The organism is Alcanivorax sp. 24, from assembly GCF_004360225.1.
Classification (GTDB): domain Bacteria; phylum Pseudomonadota; class Gammaproteobacteria; order Pseudomonadales; family Alcanivoracaceae; genus Alloalcanivorax; species Alloalcanivorax xiamenensis.
This window is the reverse complement of record NZ_SNUA01000003.1, coordinates 216,550-233,575: the sequence shown is the minus strand read 5'-3', so window position 1 is coordinate 233,575 and position 17,026 is coordinate 216,550. Positions and strand designations below refer to the sequence as shown.

The 17,026-nt window shown below is 62.1% G+C and carries 16 protein-coding genes; 12 read left to right on the top strand and 4 right to left on the bottom strand.

What is annotated here, in order from left to right:
* The 8 genes from ccoG (at position 1) to E0L37_RS05905 (ending at position 8,260) form a co-directional block, all read left to right on the top strand.
* Positions 1-1,407, top strand: coding sequence for a cytochrome c oxidase accessory protein CcoG (gene ccoG, locus E0L37_RS05940; RefSeq protein ID WP_133490853.1), 1,407 nt, complete (start codon positions 1-3; stop codon positions 1,405-1,407).
* The gene (locus E0L37_RS05935) at positions 1,382-1,876 is read left to right on the top strand and encodes a FixH family protein (RefSeq protein ID WP_133490852.1); all 495 of its coding nucleotides are present in this window, start codon (positions 1,382-1,384) and stop codon (positions 1,874-1,876) included. Before ccoG ends, E0L37_RS05935 begins: the two co-directional genes overlap by 26 nt.
* On the top strand, positions 1,873-4,251 hold the full coding sequence (locus tag E0L37_RS05930; RefSeq protein WP_133490851.1) for a heavy metal translocating P-type ATPase: 2,379 nt from the start codon (positions 1,873-1,875) through the stop codon (positions 4,249-4,251). The genes E0L37_RS05935 and E0L37_RS05930 overlap by 4 nt, the downstream gene beginning before the upstream one ends.
* Complete coding sequence (gene ccoS / locus E0L37_RS05925; RefSeq protein WP_133490850.1) at positions 4,230-4,412, top strand: cbb3-type cytochrome oxidase assembly protein CcoS; 183 nt, start codon at positions 4,230-4,232, stop codon at positions 4,410-4,412. The genes E0L37_RS05930 and ccoS overlap by 22 nt, the downstream gene beginning before the upstream one ends.
* The gene (locus tag E0L37_RS05920; protein WP_133490849.1) at positions 4,402-5,112 is read left to right on the top strand and encodes a sulfite exporter TauE/SafE family protein; all 711 of its coding nucleotides are present in this window, start codon (positions 4,402-4,404) and stop codon (positions 5,110-5,112) included. The genes ccoS and E0L37_RS05920 overlap by 11 nt, the downstream gene beginning before the upstream one ends.
* A gap of 64 nt (positions 5,113-5,176) precedes the next feature.
* Positions 5,177-6,550 (top strand): oxygen-independent coproporphyrinogen III oxidase, encoded by a 1,374-nt coding sequence (gene hemN / locus E0L37_RS05915; protein ID WP_133490848.1) that lies wholly within the window; start codon positions 5,177-5,179, stop codon positions 6,548-6,550.
* Positions 6,551-6,632: 82 nt separating this feature from the next.
* Positions 6,633-7,346 carry a fumarate/nitrate reduction transcriptional regulator Fnr gene (gene fnr / locus E0L37_RS05910; RefSeq protein ID WP_133491010.1) on the top strand — a complete coding sequence of 238 codons (714 nt, stop codon included), beginning with the start codon at positions 6,633-6,635 and terminating at the stop codon, positions 7,344-7,346.
* Positions 7,343-8,260 carry a universal stress protein gene (locus tag E0L37_RS05905; protein WP_133490847.1) on the top strand — a complete coding sequence of 306 codons (918 nt, stop codon included), beginning with the start codon at positions 7,343-7,345 and terminating at the stop codon, positions 8,258-8,260. Before fnr ends, E0L37_RS05905 begins: the two co-directional genes overlap by 4 nt.
* A 146-nt stretch (positions 8,261-8,406) precedes the next feature.
* Here E0L37_RS05905 and yaaA read toward each other — a convergent pair whose 3' ends face one another.
* Positions 8,407-9,186: a peroxide stress protein YaaA gene (gene yaaA / locus E0L37_RS05900; RefSeq protein WP_133490846.1), complete on the bottom strand. Its 780-nt coding sequence runs from the start codon at positions 9,184-9,186 to the stop codon at positions 8,407-8,409.
* A 227-nt stretch (positions 9,187-9,413) separates the two neighbouring features.
* Between yaaA and E0L37_RS05895 the strand changes: the two genes are divergently transcribed.
* Positions 9,414-9,890, top strand: a complete 477-nt coding sequence (locus tag E0L37_RS05895; RefSeq protein ID WP_133490845.1) for a hypothetical protein — start codon at positions 9,414-9,416, stop codon at positions 9,888-9,890.
* 80 nt (positions 9,891-9,970) lie between these two features.
* Positions 9,971-10,810 carry an MBL fold metallo-hydrolase gene (locus E0L37_RS05890; RefSeq protein ID WP_133490844.1) on the top strand — a complete coding sequence of 280 codons (840 nt, stop codon included), beginning with the start codon at positions 9,971-9,973 and terminating at the stop codon, positions 10,808-10,810.
* A 128-nt stretch (positions 10,811-10,938) separates the two neighbouring features.
* On the opposite strand, the gene corA is transcribed toward E0L37_RS05890, so the two are convergent.
* Positions 10,939-11,889 carry a magnesium/cobalt transporter CorA gene (gene corA / locus E0L37_RS05885; RefSeq protein ID WP_133490843.1) on the bottom strand — a complete coding sequence of 317 codons (951 nt, stop codon included), beginning with the start codon at positions 11,887-11,889 and terminating at the stop codon, positions 10,939-10,941.
* Positions 11,890-11,983: 94 nt separating this feature from the next.
* On the opposite strand from corA, the gene E0L37_RS05880 reads away from it, so the two are divergent.
* The gene (locus E0L37_RS05880; protein WP_240687430.1) at positions 11,984-12,676 is read left to right on the top strand and encodes an alpha-ketoglutarate-dependent dioxygenase AlkB; all 693 of its coding nucleotides are present in this window, start codon (positions 11,984-11,986) and stop codon (positions 12,674-12,676) included.
* Here E0L37_RS05880 and E0L37_RS05875 read toward each other — a convergent pair.
* On the bottom strand, positions 12,639-13,862 hold the full coding sequence (locus tag E0L37_RS05875; RefSeq protein WP_133490842.1) for a nucleoside recognition domain-containing protein: 1,224 nt from the start codon (positions 13,860-13,862) through the stop codon (positions 12,639-12,641). The two genes, E0L37_RS05880 and E0L37_RS05875, sit on opposite strands and share 38 nt — an antisense overlap.
* A gap of 138 nt (positions 13,863-14,000) precedes the next feature.
* On the opposite strand from E0L37_RS05875, the gene E0L37_RS05870 reads away from it, so the two are divergent.
* On the top strand, positions 14,001-16,115 hold the full coding sequence (locus tag E0L37_RS05870) for a carboxy terminal-processing peptidase (RefSeq protein WP_133490841.1): 2,115 nt from the start codon (positions 14,001-14,003) through the stop codon (positions 16,113-16,115).
* Between the two features lie 12 nt (positions 16,116-16,127).
* On the opposite strand, the gene E0L37_RS05865 is transcribed toward E0L37_RS05870, so the two are convergent.
* On the bottom strand, positions 16,128-16,901 hold the full coding sequence (locus tag E0L37_RS05865) for an alpha/beta fold hydrolase (RefSeq protein WP_133490840.1): 774 nt from the start codon (positions 16,899-16,901) through the stop codon (positions 16,128-16,130).
* Positions 16,902-17,026 lie beyond the last annotated feature (125 nt).

Here is a 17,026-nt window from a genome sequence, read left to right as displayed (position 1 = left end):
ATGTCGAAAACGGAGCGCATCCCAGTTCATTCCGAAGACATCGGCGACGGTCGCTCGGTGGCGTTGTACGCCAAACGCGAACGGATTCAGGCCAAGCATGTGTCCGGCCATTACCAGCGCCTGCGCGACCTCGGGCTGAGTATGACCATGGGGCTGTATCTGATACTGCCCTGGGTGCAGTGGCAGGGGCGGCAGGCGGTGCTGTTCGACCTGCCCCATCGCAGTTTCCACATCTTCGGTATCACCTTCTGGCCGCAGGATTTCCTGTTCCTCGCCTGGGCGTTGATGCTGGCCGCGTTCGCTCTGTTCTTCTTTACCGTTCTGGCCGGGCGGGTCTACTGCGGTTATGTCTGTCCGCAGACCACCTGGACCCGTTTCTTCATGGGGATCGAGCGGATATTCGAGGGCGACCGGCATCAGCGTATGAAGCTCGACAAGGCGCCGTGGTCATTCAATAAACTCTGGCGCCGCACCGGCAAGCACCTGTGCTGGTTGCTGCTGGGGCTGATTACCGGCCTGACCTTTGTCGGTTACTTCACGCCGATACGTGAATTGGTGCCGGCTTTCCTCACCGCTCAGGTGGGCGGCTGGGCGCTGTTCTGGATTGGCTTCTTCACCATCGCCACCTACGGCAACGCCGGATTCCTGCGTGAGCAGGTATGCCTCTATATGTGCCCCTACGCCCGTTTCCAAAGCGTGATGTTTGATCGTGACACGCTTATCGTGTCCTACGACACCGCCCGGGGCGAACCCCGTGGCCGTGGCTCCCGCAAAAAGCAGGCCGCCCCCCTGGCCGGTGATTGCGTGGACTGCAGCCTGTGCGTGCAGGTCTGCCCCACCGGTATCGATATTCGCGATGGCCTGCAGTACGAATGCATCACCTGCGCTGCCTGTATCGACGCCTGCGATCAGGTGATGGATCGCGTCAACAAACCTCGCGGACTGATTCGTTACACCACTGAAAACGCTCTTGCCGGCGGCCGTCATCAAGTACTGAGGCCACGACTGATCGGTTATGGCGTGGTGATTTCCCTGTTGTCGCTGGCGTTTGTCTGGGCGTTGTATAGCCGGGTGCCGCTGCAGGTGGATGTATTGCGTGACCGTAATCAACTCTACCGCCTCACCAGTCTGGGCGAGGTGGAAAACAGCTACCGCCTGGAACTGCTGAACAAGGACCAGCACAGCCACCGCTATCGTGTCTCTCTGGAGGCGCCGGAAGGTCTGGAACTGGTCCATGGCGAAATGACCGTGACGCTGGAGGGCGGACAACACCGAAGCCTGCCCGTCACCGTCAGCTACGATCCCTATGTCACCGATCTGGACAGCCGGACCATCTGGTTCCGGGTGCGGGATCTGGATGTGCCTGATCTGGAGGTGCGCCATGAATCACGCTTCATCGCTCCATGATGTCCCCCTGCCCTGGTATCGCTACCCGTTGGTGTGGCTGGTTATTCTGATCCCGCTGTCCTCGGTGGTGGGGGGCATGGTCACCCTGACTCTGGCGATACGTCATGCCGACGCCACCGTGGCGGACGACTGGTATCAACAAGGCAAGGCCATCAACCGTTCCATGGCCGATCTGGATCAGGCCCGCCGGCTGGGTCTGGAACCGCGATTGTACGCCGGTGAACCGGCCCGTCTGCAACTGACCAGCAAAGTGCCCATGCCCTGGCCCGAACGGTTGCAAGTGGCGTTCCGTCATCCGACCTTCGCGGAGCGCGATTTTGCCATGACATTCCATCATCAGGGGGGCGGCCGTTATCGGGCCGACAGCGGCGTTCTGGCGGCGAACGATCACTGGGTGGTGACGGTGACGCCGGAACAGGGGCATTGGCGATTGCGTCAGCGGCTGCAGCCTCTGCGGGACGCGCCATGAGCACGGCCTGCTGGCACTGCGGTGAAGGCGTTGGTGTCTCGCCTTTCGTCGCCCGTACCCCGGATGGCGAAAAGCCCACCTGCTGTCCCGGTTGTGCCGCCGCGGTGGAAATGATTCATCGTCTAGGGCTGGAAGACTATTACGCTATCCGCAGCAAGAACGCGCCCTTGGTGGCCGGCGAGGAATCGGAGCGCACCCTGGCGCTGTTCGATATGCCGCAATTGCTGGCCGCCCACATCCAGGAACAGGATGATCGGCGCCGCCTGCGGCTGCGGGTCTCCGGGCTCACCTGCGCGGCTTGCTGCTGGTTGATTGAAAAGGTGGTGATGGGGCTCCCCGGGGCCCGTTCGGTTCAGGTCAATCTGGCCAGCATGCAATTGACCCTGGACTATGACGCCGCCGAACCCCGGTTCCCCAGCGCCGCCGTGCGGCGCATTCTGGAGTTGGGCTACCGGGTCGCCTTGCCGGGTGATCCCTCCTGGGAGGGCCATCTGCAGAGAGAACGGCGGCGCTTGCTGGGGCGGCTGGCATTGGCCGGCCTCGGGGCGATGCAGGCCATGATGTATTCCGCGGCTCTTTATATCGGTGTGTTTGAAGGCACGGACCGTATTTACCAAGATCTGTTCCGGCTGGCCGGCCTGCTGGTGGCCACCCCGGTAGTGTTCTACTCCGGCTGGCCCTTTTTCCAGGGCGCCTGGCGCGGCCTCAAAGCGCGCCGCCCGACCATGGATGTGCCAGTGGCCCTGGCGCTGTTGTTGGCCTGGGGCGGTTCGTTGGTGGTGATGGCCAGCGGTGGTGAGCATGTTTACTTCGATTCCGCCGCCATGTTCGTGTTCTTCCTGCTGCTCAGCCGCTGGCTGGAACTGCATCAGCGTCAGCGCATCCAGCGCTCCTGGCAGCAGTTGCAGGATACGTTGCCTCTGGTGGTGCGGCGGCTGGATGACGCCGGCGGCGGCGACTGGGTGGCCACCGCCCAGCTGTGCGCCGGCGATACCGTACGTGCCAGTCAGGGGGAAACCGTGCCGGTGGACGGGATTATTCGCGACGGCGAGGCCCGCCTTAACGAAGCGGCCCTGACCGGCGAATCCCTGCCACGCACCCGCGCCATTGGTGATTTGGTGCAAGCCGGGGGGCGAATTCTGGAAGGCAGTGTCGATATCGAAGCCACCAGCGCCGCCGACAGCAGCCTGGTGGCGCGCATTGGTGAACAAGTGGCGCGCGCACAGGAAGAGCGGGTAACCGTGGTACGCGACTGGCAGAGAGTGGCGCCCTGGTTCACCGTCGCGGTACTGGTATTGTCGGCAATCACCCTGATTTTGCATTGGCACCGCGGGCCGGCCCAGGCGTTCGAGCATATGCTGGCCTTGCTGGTGGTGACCTGCCCATGCGCCCTGGCTCTGGCCGTGCCGTTAACGCTTTCCGCCACGCTGGCCCGGGGACTGAAGCTGGGCTTGCTGATTGCTTCCCCCTCTCAGTTTTTATCCTTGCCGGGTATTCGCGGTGTCCTGCTTGATAAAACCGGCACGCTGACCACCGGCCGGTTCCAACGGGTGGAGTGGCGAGCCGCCGCCGACGTCGAACCGCAATGGCTCACCTCCCTGCCCCGAATCGCGGCCGGGTTGGAGCGGGATCACCCGCACCCGCTGGCGCGCGCTTTTGATGATCTGTCACCGGTGCCGATCGAGGATTTGCGTTTGAGCACTTCCGGAGCCAGCGGCCGTTTCCAGGGCCATCAGTGGGCCATTGGCGGGGCGCCGGAGCTGAGTCGTGGCAGCGAGACTTGTCTGGCCCTCACTCGTGATGGTCGGACGCAGGCGCTGTTCTGGTTGCGGGATCAACCGCGCGAGGAAGCCCCGATGGTACTTGATGAACTGCGTCGGCGGGGCTGGCGGCTGCGCATGGCCAGCGGTGATGCCATCGAGCCAGTGGCCACGCTGGCTGATGAACTGGGTATTGGCGAAGCCCGCTCGAGATTGACACCTCATGACAAAGCGGCCTGGTTACAGAAACTGGAGCAGCAGGAAGGGCCGCAAATGATGGTGGGGGATGGCATTAACGACGCTCCGGCGTTGTTACGGGCCACGGTATCGGTGGCGCCGGCGGCGGCTTCCAGTCTGGCCCGTCGCGCCGCCGGGGTCTATTTGCTCAACGAAGGCCTGCAGGGGGTGGCTGATCTGCCCCGGCTGGCGGATCGCTGCCGGGCGCTGATCCACCAGAACCTGAGCTGGGCTCTCGGCTACAACCTGGTGGCGATTCCTCTGGCCATGGCCGGCTGGATCCCGCCCTGGGCCGCGGCTCTGGGAATGTCCGCTTCGTCACTTCTGGTGACGCTCAACGCCAACAGGATAACCACATGGAAAGCCTGCTCTTGTTGATTCCAGTGGCCTTGCTGTTCCTCGCCGTAGCGGTGTGGGCGCTGTTCAAGGCCTTACGCCAGGGCCAGTTCGAGGATCTGGACCATGCCGCCTGGGCGGTGATCTTCGAGGATCGCGAACAGCGCCGCAACGCTGGCAAGGAGGCGGATCATGATCGTTGACCCGCTTACCGTGGCGTTGACCGGTGCTCTCGCTCTCGGCGTCGGCGGAGCCCTCCACTGCGCCGGAATGTGCGGCGGCATCGCCGCCGCCCTGAGTTTCTCGATTCCCGAAGAACGGCGGTGTGGCAGCAGGCTGATCGCCTGGCAGGGACTGTTTGGCAGCGGTCGTCTGTTGACCTACGCGGGCCTGGGGGCGCTGGCCGGAGGTCTTGGCGGTCAATTGAGCAGAGGCTCGGCCGCCGGCGGCTGGCACTGGCCGGCATTGCTGTCGGCGCTGCTGATGGTGTTGCTGACCGCGCATTTCCTGGGGCGCAGCGCGCCAATCCGGGCTCTCGAACGTCTCGGCGCCAGGTTGTGGCGCCGGCTGTCCCCGCTGACCCGCCGCCTGATGCCGGTGGATCATCCGGTCAAGGCGCTGGCGCTGGGGGGGCTGTGGGGCTTCCTGCCATGCGGACTGCTGTATTCCGCCCTGGTGCTGGCCGCTGGCACCGGCGAATGGGGCGATGGCGCTCTGGTCATGGGCATGTTCGGCGCCACTACCCTGCTGCCGGTGGGGGCCGCCGGAGTATTTGGCGGGCAACTGTCGCGGTTGCGGCGGGGGCCCGCCCGATATGTGGCGGCGGCGATGACACTGGTGTTGGCGCTGGTATTTCTTCAACACGGACTGCCCGGAGACGTCCATGTCCATCACCACCCTTGATCTGCATCAAGGTCAACGATGCCAATAGTGGCATGATGCCGCCATTCCCCTTTGGAGCGCTGACATGACGCAATGGAATCCGGATCTGATCCGCCGATTCGGAGGTCCTGGGCCTCGCTACACTTCCTACCCACCGGCCACCCAGTTCCACGAGGAAGTCGGCGAGGAGGACTATCGGCGGGCCGTTGCTCGCGGCAATCAGGCCCGTCGGCCACTGTCCCTGTACTGCCACATCCCATTCTGCGCCACGGTGTGTTACTACTGTGCCTGTAACCGCATCATCACCGGCAACCGGGCCAAGGCCGAGGATTATCTGACCTTCCTGAAGCAGGAAATCAAAGACAAGGCGGCGCTGGTGGACCCGCAGCGGCCCGTGGTGCAGATGCACTGGGGCGGCGGCACCCCCACTTACCTCAGTGACGCGCAGATGACCGAGCTGGTCTATGACCTGGCCCGTCATTTCAACCTGCTCGAAGAGGACCGTGGCGAATACGCCATTGAAGTCGACCCGCGCACGGTGGATCGGGCCCGCCTCGGATTGCTGCGCGGACTGGGCTTCAACCGTCTCAGTATTGGTATTCAGGATCTCGATCCGGTGGTGCAGAAGGCGGTGAATCGGGAACAATCCCTGGAACTGATCACCAAGGTATTCGACGCGGCCCGGGACTTTGGTTTCCAATCCATCAATGCCGACATGATTTACGGTCTGCCCTGGCAGTCTTCTTCCAGTCTGGCCCGTTCCCTGGAACAATTGCTGGCGTTACGCCCGGAGCGCATCTCCCTTTACAACTACGCCCACATGCCGGCGCGGTTCAAGGTGCAGCGCCAGATCCAGGAAAGCGCTCTGCCGAGCCCGGAGGAGAAACTCGCCATGCTGAAACTGGCCGGCGAGACCCTGGAGGAAGCCGGCTATGTGTTGATCGGCATGGACCATTTTGCCTTGCCGGACGATCCCATGGCGGTGGCGCAAGTCAACGGCACTCTGCACCGTAATTTTCAGGGTTACTCACTGCATGGTGATGCGGACCTGCTAGGCATGGGCGTCAGTGCCATCAGCGCTTTCGACGATTTCTACGCGCAAAATCAGAAGATCCTGGGTGCTTGGCAGGAGGCCGTGCAAGAGGGCCGCATGCCGATCGAACGCGGTTTCCTGCTCGACTGGGACGATCGCCTGCGCCGTGACGTGATCATGGGGCTGCTGTGCGATCTGCGGCTGGATCTGGTCGCTTTCCGGCAGCGTTGGGAGGTGGATTTCGCCGATTATTTCAGGGATCAACTGGACGCACTGGAGCAATTCGAAAAATTGGGGCTGATCGATATGAACGGCCCCGTGCTGTTGGTCACCGATGCCGGGCGCCTGGTGGTGCGCGCTCTGGCGATGTTGTTCGACCGCTATGCCGGCACCCCCAACCCACAGCGATTCAGTCGCATTATTTAGCTCGCCGTTACCGATCCGGGAGACCATAATGTCTCAAGCCGTAATTGCAATACGCAGTGTATCCAATATGGAGGTGCGCAGCATGCCTCGTCACGTTTCATGCAACGACTGTAGTCTCAGCCCCATTTGCCTGCCGTTGGCGGTGGCGCCTTCCCAGCTCGACGAACTGGATGGCATCATTCGCCGTGGCCGCCCGCTGAAGCGCGGAGAGCACCTGTTTCGTGCCGCCGCCCCGTTCAGCGCCGTTTATGCCGTGCGCTCCGGCTCACTGAAGACCTATGTCCTCTCCGATGAGGGGGAGGAACAGGTTACCGGCTTCTACTTGCCTGGCGAGATCGTCGGCATGGACGGCATCAGTACCGCGCACCATGTTTCCAATGCCAAGGCGCTGGAAACCGCCACTGTGTGCGAGATTCCCTTCCATCGCCTGGAAGATCTGTCCCAACGCATCCCCTCCTTGCAGCATCACTTCTTCTCGCTGATGAGCAACGAGATCCGCGCGGACCGCGAACTGCACATGCTGTTGAGCAAGAAGAGCGCGGATGACAGAGTGGCTTCTCTACTGTTATCCCTGGCCGCGCGTCAACAGCGCAGGGGCTTGAGCAGCCGCCGCTTCCGCCTGCCCATGTCTCGCTATGACATCGCCAATTATCTGGGACTGGCGGTGGAGACGGTGAGCCGCATTTTCACCCGTTTTCAACAGCAGGATATGCTGCTGGTGGATGGCAGGGATGTGGAAATTGTGGACCGTGAGGCTCTCTGCGGCGGCGGCAGATTACATACGGAGGCACCATGACTATTCCGACCGATGGCATTCTCGTTGTCCTGGACCGCCAACTGATGGCCCCGCAGCCGGCGCTGAAGAAGGGGCGGCTGCTGGCCGCCGCACTGAACTGTCCACTGGTGGTAGCCGTCAATAGCGATTCCTCGGCCATGCGCCGGGCCGTGGGGCTTGACCAGAAACGTCGCCAAACGGCCGAGCAGCAAATCCGCAATGCCTGGGAGCGGCGTATACAGGATTTGCTGGCCGACACCGAGGCCACTGTGCATATCACCACGAACAAGGACCAGGATGAGGATTTGCGGCAGACGGTGATCGCCGCCAAACCGTGCCTGGTGGTGGTGCATACCAGCGAGGAAGGCACGCTGCGACGCCATTTGTTCACGCCCCGGGACTGGCTGCTGATCCGCAGGGCGCCCTGCCCGGTGCTTTGCGTACAGGACCGCCCGTGGAGCGAACCGCCAGTGTTTAGCGCGGCGATTGAGCCCGAGGAAGAGGACGAGAGCGGCCTGGATGCCACGGTGCTGGCCGCCGCCCGGGAATGGTCGGCGCCGCTGCGGGCATCACTCAACGCCGTGCATGTGCTGGAACATCCGGATGAAACCTTGTTGTTGGTGGCTGGCGAAGCATTGCCGGAGTACGCCGCCAGTGCCGAGAGCATTCGCAAAAGCCACCGCGAAGCTCTGGACCGCTTCGCCGAACGTCACGGTTTGCCGCTGGAGCGCACGGAAATGCTGGAGGGGCCGATTGCCGGCACTCTGGCGGACTATTGTGAAAACAACGGCACCGATGTGTTGGTGGTGGGAACCGTTCGCCGCAATAAAGTGGAACGGCTGCTGCTGGGTGCCACCGCTGAATCGCTGCTGGTGCATGCCCGCAATGATGTTCTGGTGATCAAACCGGACGGCTTTAACACCGACTGGCGGTGATGGGGCATACAGCCCATCCGCTGCCAAGGCAGCTTCCCACAGCGACATCACTACGAAGCCACCGTGAGAAGTTGCCTTGGCAGCGAATACAACCTGAATCCATGCCTCCATGACCAATAGACTAGCCACAGCTATCGGTTCGGCGGTTAACCACCCTGCTCCGCTCTTCGGAACACCGGTTTGGTGTCCGTGGAAGAGGCTTTGTCATATCGATACCCGGCTTCCTTGAACCGCTTCAGATCCTCCGGCTTTTCAATCCCTTTACGCAGTATCCAGGCCGCCATCAGCCCTCGGGCTTTTTTGGCATGGAAACTGATGACCTTGTATGTGCCGTTTTTCTCATCCTGAAAGACCGGTTCGATGACCGGGCCCGGCAGCAGTTTGGTTCGCACGGATTTGAAATACTCATTGGAGGCGAGGTTCACCAGGGTGTCGGTACCCGCGGCGCGCATGTCCTTGATCAACTGCCGGCTAATGCGGTCGCCCCAGAAAGCGTACAGGTCCTTGCCCTCCGACGTATCCAGCCTGGTACCCATTTCCAGGCGATACGGTTGCATCAGATCCAGCGGCCGCAGGACCCCGTAAAGACCGCTCAGCATGCGCAGTCGCTGCTGCGCGGCGGCCAGGTCATCCTTACTGAAACGGCTGACGTCGAGCCCGGTATACACGTCCCCTTTGAAGGCGAAGAGTGCCGGGCGGGCGTTGTCCTTGTTGAAAGGGCGTTGCCACAGAGCAAAGCGTTCGACGTTGAGGTGGGCAATCTTGTCACTCACTCCCATCAGGCTGGACAGATCCGCCGGTGACAGTTTGCGGGCTCTTTCCACCAATGTTTCACTGTCATCGAGCATGCGCGGTTGAGTAGCGCGCAGCGCCGGCAACGGTGACTCGTAATCCAGGGTCTTGGCCGGCGAGACCACTATCAGCATGGGTTTTCCTCCGTGGCGTGAAATCGCGAATACCGCCATCATAATAGTCCGGTAACCGCTCTGTTGGGGCGGTGCGGTGGCGGCTCAGGATCAAGCAGCCGTAGATGGTAGCGCAAGCGGCCATGGTTTTGACCATTGGCAGATATAGGCAGGGCCGGTTCCAATCCCGGTGATGCTGGCGAAGGGCCGTGGTATCACCGGGAAAACAAGACAGAAGGATAAAGAGCATGCGGTATTTGTTGGTTCTGGCGGTGGTTACCGCGGTGGTGATATTGCTGTGGGGCAGCTGGCAGGCCGGACGGCGTCCCTTCTATCTGGTGCTCGCCGGGGTCGGCGCGGCCAGCGCGGTGATGCTGATTTCCTTTCTGTTCACTGACCAGGAACGATTGCTGCCTGGTGATCCCGCCTCGGTCACCGTTACGGTCACCGGCGTCAGTCAGATGGAAACCGGCGTGCGGGTAAGCGGCGAGATCAGCAATCGGGGGGACCACGCCATCGCTCACGTAGTGCTGGATACCGTCGCCCTCTCCTGTCCGCCGGCGAAAGCCTGCGAAACACTGCATGAAGAGCGTATTCCGGTATCCATTCATGTGCCCGCTGGTGGCCGCTATCCGCTGGCGGTGGTGGCCGACCGTGACCGCGGCATGCCGCCCCCGGATCGCTGGGAGTTAAGGGTCCGGGAAGTACAAGTGTACGGTGAATAGCGCGGGCCGCCACCATACCGGGGGGTTTGCAAGCCGGGACTAAATGGTCACAATGCGCTTCCCGAACCAATGGAGTTACCATGGCGGCGCTGATCCCCGGCCAGTCCACGGCCATCGCTACCAACGCTTGGCGTGTGCTGGGCCGTAACCCCGGCATGATGACCGGCCCCGGCACCAACAGTTATCTGGTGGGTGGCCGAGCCCTGACGGTGATTGACCCCGGCCCCACGGATCCGGAACATACCCAGGCTCTGTTGGCCGCGGCCGAGGGGCTGGAGCGGCCAATCGAACGCATCATCGTCACCCACACCCATCGCGATCATTCCCCGGGCGCGCATGACCTGGCCGCCGCCACCGGTGCCGTGCTGGAAGGCCCCTGGGTGCCGGATGATGGTTTGCAAGACACCACCTGGGAACCGGCGCGGGAGCTCAAGGATGGTGATACCGTGGACTGCGGTGGTCTGACCCTCGAAGTGATCGCCACCCCGGGGCATGTCGGCAACCACCTGTGTTACCTGCTGAAGGAAGAGGCGCTGTTGTTCACCGGTGACCATCTGATTCAGGGCTCCACCGTGGTGATCGCCCCGCCTTCGGGATCCATGAATGCCTACCTGTCGTCCCTGGACAAGCTGCGGCAGTGGGATATCAAACGCATGGCGCCAGGGCATGGCGACGTCATCGATGAGCCGCTGGCGCTGGTGGACCACACCATCAAGCACCGGTTGGAACGGGAAAAGAAAGTCTTCGCCGCCCTTACCAACGACGCCACCAGCGTGCCGGATCTGGTGAAACGGGTTTACGACGATGTGCCTGAATTCCTGCACGGGGTGGCGTGTTTGTCACTGGAGGCGCATCTGATCAAGTTGCATGAAGACGGCCGCGCCCACCGTCAGAACGAACTCTGGTGCCTGCTTCCCTGAGACAGCCGGTCCGTGGTTGTGAGCGATCCCGTTTACACTCGGATTCGCTGCCAAGGGAGCTTCCCACAGCAGCTCTGTAGCTCTTCTGTGGGAAGCGTGTTTACACGCGAATCGGCGTGCCCGCGAATTTACAACCAACCTTTCCGCTTGAAATACCAGTACGGGGCGAAACCCGACAGGAACATCAGCCCGATCACCGCCGGGTAACCGAATTCCCAGTTCAACTCCGGCATCACCTGGAAGTTCATGCCATAGATACTGGCGATCATGGTCGGCGGCAGGAAGACCACGGCAGCGATGGAAAAGATCTTGATGATCTGGTTTTGCTCGATATTGATGAACCCCTGGGTGGAATCCATCAGGAAGTTGATCTTCTCGAACAGAAAAGTGGCGTGGGACATCAGCGTGTCCAGGTCATGCTGGATTTCCGAGCAGGTGCGGCGGCGCTCCTTGTCGGCCCGCACATAGCGCTGGATAAAGGAAATCGAGCGCTGGGTGTCCATCAGACACAGCCGGATTTTCCCGTTGCTGTCTTCCAGATGGGCCAGCTTCTCGATGCCGTCCTCCAGCTCCGCTTCCTCATCCTCCAGCACCAGGTAACTGACATCCTCCAGATCCCGGTGGATGTCCTCCAGCGTATCGGCCAGATTCTCGGTCTTCTGTTCAAGAATGCTCAGTAGAATGTCCAGCGGCTCCAGCGCCCGCACCCAGCCGCGCCGGATGCGCATACGCATGAGACGGAAATCCGGGGCACGTGAGTCACGGAAGGTCAACAGCCGGCCTGGCTGCAGCACGAACGCCACGGTCGAGGTGCGATGCCGTCCCTCGCTCTGATGAACGAACAGGGAATGCACATGAAGGCCGTGCTCATCATGGAAGAAACGGGCGGAGGATTCGATTTCCTCCACATCGTCGGATTCCGGCAGCGCCTGACGGAACAGATGCTGCACCTCCTGCCGTTCCTCATCGGTGGCGTCCACCAGGTCGATCCAACTGGCTTCCCTGGCGGTGTCCGGGGTCAGCCCCGCCACATCCCGCTCGCGGAGCACTCCGTCTTCAATATCGTAAACGTACAGCATGCTAGACTCCTGGCGACGGACCTTCCACTAACCGCGCATAGCATCATCCACGCGTACATAGAGGGTCAAAGGCGCTTAGATAGAGCAGGTTGCTATGACTGTCAACCACACCCTTTCCCGGCTCGACTCCCTGCCCTCTCCTCTGGAACTGGGGCAAGGGGCGCGTATCTGGCTGATTGAGCGGCTTCTCGGCCCTTCGGCCACTGCCCTGTTCAACACGCTTTGTAACGAACTCCCCTGGGAGCAACCCCGTGTACAGGTGTTCGGCCGCTCTCATCCGGTGCCACGACTGGTCTGTTGGCTGGGTGACGCCGGGGTCACCTACCGTTATTCAGGGCTCACCCACCGGGCCGGGGGCTGGCCAGATCCGTTGATGGCGTTGCGGTGCGCGGTGACCTCACTGACCGGATTGACGCCCAACGGTGCTCTGGCCAATCTCTACCGTGACGGGGACGACACCATGGGGTGGCACCGGGACAATGAGCCGGAACTGGGATCGGCCCCCTGGATTATCTCCTATAATCTCGGTGCCACACGGGACTTCTGCCTGCGCCGCCACGGCGAGCACCGGCAGAGCCACCGACTGCCACTGTCCCACGACAGCCTGTTGATCATGTCACCTCAGGTGCAGCGTTTTTATGAACATGCCCTGCCCCGTCGCCGGAGAGTGCGCGAGCCCCGCGTCAATCTTACCTTCCGCCATATCGTGACCGGGACGATGGGCGTGCCAGGCCAGAAACCCGGCGCGTTCAACCGAAAAACAGGTAGCTCATCAGAATCGCCGTGATCAGGCCGGCCGCGTCGGCGGCCAGGCCGCACCACAACGCATAGCGGAAGTTTCGCACTCCCACACTGCCAAAGTAGACGGCGAGAACGTAAAAAGTCGTCTCGGTGGAGCCCTGCATCACTGCCGCCATGCGGCCCGCCAGCGAATCCACGCCTTGCGTGTGCATGACATCCAGCATGGCGGCGCGGGCGCCGGACCCGCTTAATGGTTTCAGTAAAGCCACGGGCAGGGCGTCAACGAAACGGGTATCCCAACCAAGCCAAAGGGCGGCATGCCGGATCGCCGATAACACGGCTTCGAGCACACCGCTGGCGCGCAGCATGGCGATGGCGGCCAGCATCGCCACCAGGTACGGAATCAGCCTCACCGCCAGGGTGAACCCTTCCTTGGCACCCTCGATGAAAGCGTCATAGCTGTCCACCCGGGCCCGCCAGGCCGCCACGAAGAAAGCGCCGATCACCGTCAGCAACAGGCCGTTGCCAAGCAGACTGGAAATCTGGGCGCTGGCCTCGGCCGGCACCCACCACACCGCCAGCCCGAGCAATCCGAGCACGCCCAACCAGACGCCGGCGACGGCCAGCAATACCGGATCCCGCAGTCGTATACCCTGCAGGCGGGCGGTCAGCGCCACGCCGACAAAAGTGGACGCGGTGGTGGCCATCAACATGGGCAAATAGATGTCGGCGGGATCCGCCGCGCCCTGCTGGGTGCGGTAGAGCAAGACGGTTACCGGCACCAGTGTCACCGCCGAGGTATTCAGCACCAGGAACATGATCTGGGCATCGCTGGCCGTTCGCGGCCGTGGATTGCTTTCCTGCAGCGAGTTCATCGCCTTCAGGCCCAACGGCGTGGCGGCGTTGTCCAGTCCAAGCATGTTGGCGGCCATGTTCATGGAAATGCCGGCGCCGGCTCGTGAACCTTCCGGCACCGATGGCATCAGACGATGGAGTATCGGTTGGACCAGAGCGGCAAGCCGGTCGGCGAGACGGCTCTGCTCGGCCAGACGGAACAGGCCGCTCCACAGCGCCAGCACGCCGATCAGCCCGAGACTGACCTGAACCGCCAGATCGGCCGCTTCCCACAGCGCGCCCACCACGCGGGCGGGAGCTCCGGTATCACCGAGCAGCAGTTGCAGGATGGCGCCGGCGATGCCGATCAGGAAGAAGCCGGTAAACAGGCGATGCATGGTGTGCGGTGCTCTCCATGGTGGTGGATGGCATGGTGGCGGATGGCGTGGCGGTGGTCACACACAAATCAGGACCTCCCATACGAATTAATCAGAGGTTCCCGTATACTGCCAGTAAATGAATCATTGAGTGAGTCCATGAGCGTAATTCGCAAGCTGAGTGCCTTGATCGTCGCCGGGTTGCTGCTGGGCGGCGCCCTGCATATTGGAGACGGCCTGCAGGCGGCGGCGCCGGAGGTCCAGGGCAGCATCAAGCCGGATAAAGTGCATCGGGAAGCGGCGAAGGAAATCGTCGATCGCCTGAAATTGCATTACCGGCGGCTGGATTTCAATGATTCCCTGTCCGGGCAGATGCTGGACCAATACATCAAGGATCTGGATCCGAGCCGCCTGTACTTCACCGCCGAGGATATCGGTGAATTCAACCGCTATCGCGATCAGCTCGACGATCAGTTGCGAAGAGGCACTCTGGAAGCGGGCTACACCATCTTCAACCGTTTTCAGCAGCGGGTGGAACACCGTTTGCAGAAAGCGCTGACGCAGTTGCGTGGTGATATCGATAAATGGCAGTTCAGCAGCGACCGCAAAGTGCTGGTGGACCGAACCAAAGCCGATTGGGCGCCGGATCAGCAGGCCCTGGATCAAATCTGGGATGACTATCTGCGTAATTCCGTACTGTCCATGCGCCTTAATGGCACTCCGGAGAGTGAAATCCAGGACCGTCTGGTGCGCCGCTACGAAGGTCAACTCAGCCGGGTGCAGCAAAACAGTTCCGAGGATGTGTTTCAGCTCTATATGAACGCGCTGGCGCAGACGTTCGACCCGCACACCAATTATTTCACCCCGCACAATTCAGAGAACTTCGACATCAGCATGAGCCGCTCCCTGGAAGGCATCGGCGCCGTGTTGCAGTACGAGGATGGCTACACCAAGGTGGTGCGGCTGGTGCCGGGCGGTCCCGCCGCGAAGGCCGGGCAATTGAAACCAGCGGATCGCGTCATCGGGGTTGGCCAGGGTGAAAAAGATGCCATCGTCGACGTGGTCGGCATGCGCCTGGATGAAGTGGTAGATATGATCCGTGGCCCCAAGGGCTCGGAGGTGCGACTGGAGATCATTCCGGCTGGTGGCGCGGGAGAGCACAGTACCCGCACGATCACCATAGTGCGGAACAAAGTGGTGCTGGAGGAACAGGCCGCCAAGAAGGAAGTGATTGAACTGAATCACGACGGCGAGAACATCAAGCTGGGCATCATCGAAATTCCGGCCTTCTACCTCGACTTCAATGCCTTTCACCGCGGCGACCCGAACTACACCAGTACTACCCGGGACGTGGCCAAGCTGTTGGTGGAATTGCGCAAGCAGAATCCGGACGGCCTGATCATTGACCTGCGCAACAATGGCGGCGGCTCGCTGCTGGAAGTCAACAAGCTGGTGAGCCTGTTCATCAATCGTGGTCCCACCGTGCAGGTGCGTGAATCATCCGGCCGGGTCAGTGTCGAGAACGACCAGTACCCGGGCATGCTCTACACCGGCCCGATGGCGGTTCTGGTGAACCGTTACAGCGCTTCCGCCTCGGAAATCTTCGCCGGCGCCATGCAGGACTATGGGCGTGCGTTGATCGTTGGCGAGCCCACCTATGGCAAGGGAACGGTGCAAACCCTGCTGGATCTGAATCACGGCAAACTGAAAATGACCAACGCCAAGTTCTATCGGGTGTCCGGTTCCAGCAATCAGAACCTGGGCATTGTGCCGGACCTGCTGATGCCGTCGCTGATCGATACCAACGAGGTGGGCGAAGGCGCTCTGCCCAATGCCCTGCCCTGGGACGAAATCGACTCCGCGGACTATCAGCAGGTGGCGGATCTGATGCCGTTCCTGCAAACCTTGCGTCAGCGTCATGAGCGGCGCATCGAGAAGGATCCGGAGTTCGTCTATGTGGAGGAGCTGCGGGCCTTGCTGGACGAGGCCCGGGAACGCAAGGAAGTGACGCTGAACGCGGCCAGCCGGGAGTCTTGGCAGGAGGGCTTCGATCAGCGCCGTCTGAATATTGAAAACGCCCGCCGCGAAGCCCGCCATGAGGAACCGCTGAAGGACATGGCGGAGCTGCGTACGCTGGAAGAGCAACGGGCACTGGATCCGGAAGCGGCGGAGGATCCGATGAAGAAAGACCCCTATCTGCGTGAGACCGGCCACATCCTGGCGGATATGATCGAGCTGGCGCAGGCCCAAAGAGTGGCTGACAAACGGGACTGAGGCCGCGCCGCTTCAGGCCCCCGGAGTCACCACCCAGCTCTTCAACTCTCGCGCCAGCCAGTCCGGCGCGTCCAGGGAGAGATCGTGACCGGCCTCCGGGTGGACGCTCAGTGGCCGGTTCCAGGCCCGGGCCAGCGCTTGTGAGCAGCATGGACTCACCAGACGGTCCCCACCGCCATTCACGATAAGCACCGGGCTGCTCCCGGGCAGCCGCGCCGGAGCCTGGAAGCGGGCGGCGGCCCATAGCTGGCGAAGGCTGTTGGCCGTGGATACCGGCCGTCCGCCGGCAATCAAGGCCCATTCCCGGGCCACCTCCGTCAGGCGCTCCGGCGCCAGCAGATTAGTGGTGAGCTCAAGGATCGCCCGCTCCTTGTTTTCGGTGTCCCGGCTTAGCAACACATCGCGCAGCAGGCGTGGATAATTGCGCGCCCGCAGGCGCTGATGGAAAGGACTGAAACGTGCCGTGCTGCTATTAATCAGCGCGGCGCCACCAAGCTCACCTGGGAAACGCCGCAGCCAGTCCATTCCCACCATGCCGCCGAGGGACAGGGCCACCAGTCTGGGCCGCCGGCTCAGCACCTCATCGCCCAACTCGGCACGGGCGGCGTCCACCATCTCCGCCACCGTGGTGGGGCTACGCTCATGATAACGCTGGCCATTGCCGGGCAGATCGACACAGCGAACCTCGTGCTCTCCTCCCAGCACATCCGCCAGATGGCGGTCAAAGCCCTGCCAGTGGGCCTGCTCACGGATCAGCCCGCGTAGCAGAATCCAGGTTGTCGTCATAACGTTTCCGTTCTCCCGAGCCGGGGCGCCGCTGGCGGCGCCGGGTTGTTGTTTGCACCTGTTTCTGGCGATACCGGCGGCGCCTTGTTGTTGGCGCTGCCATACCACTAGGATCGGAGCCGGGC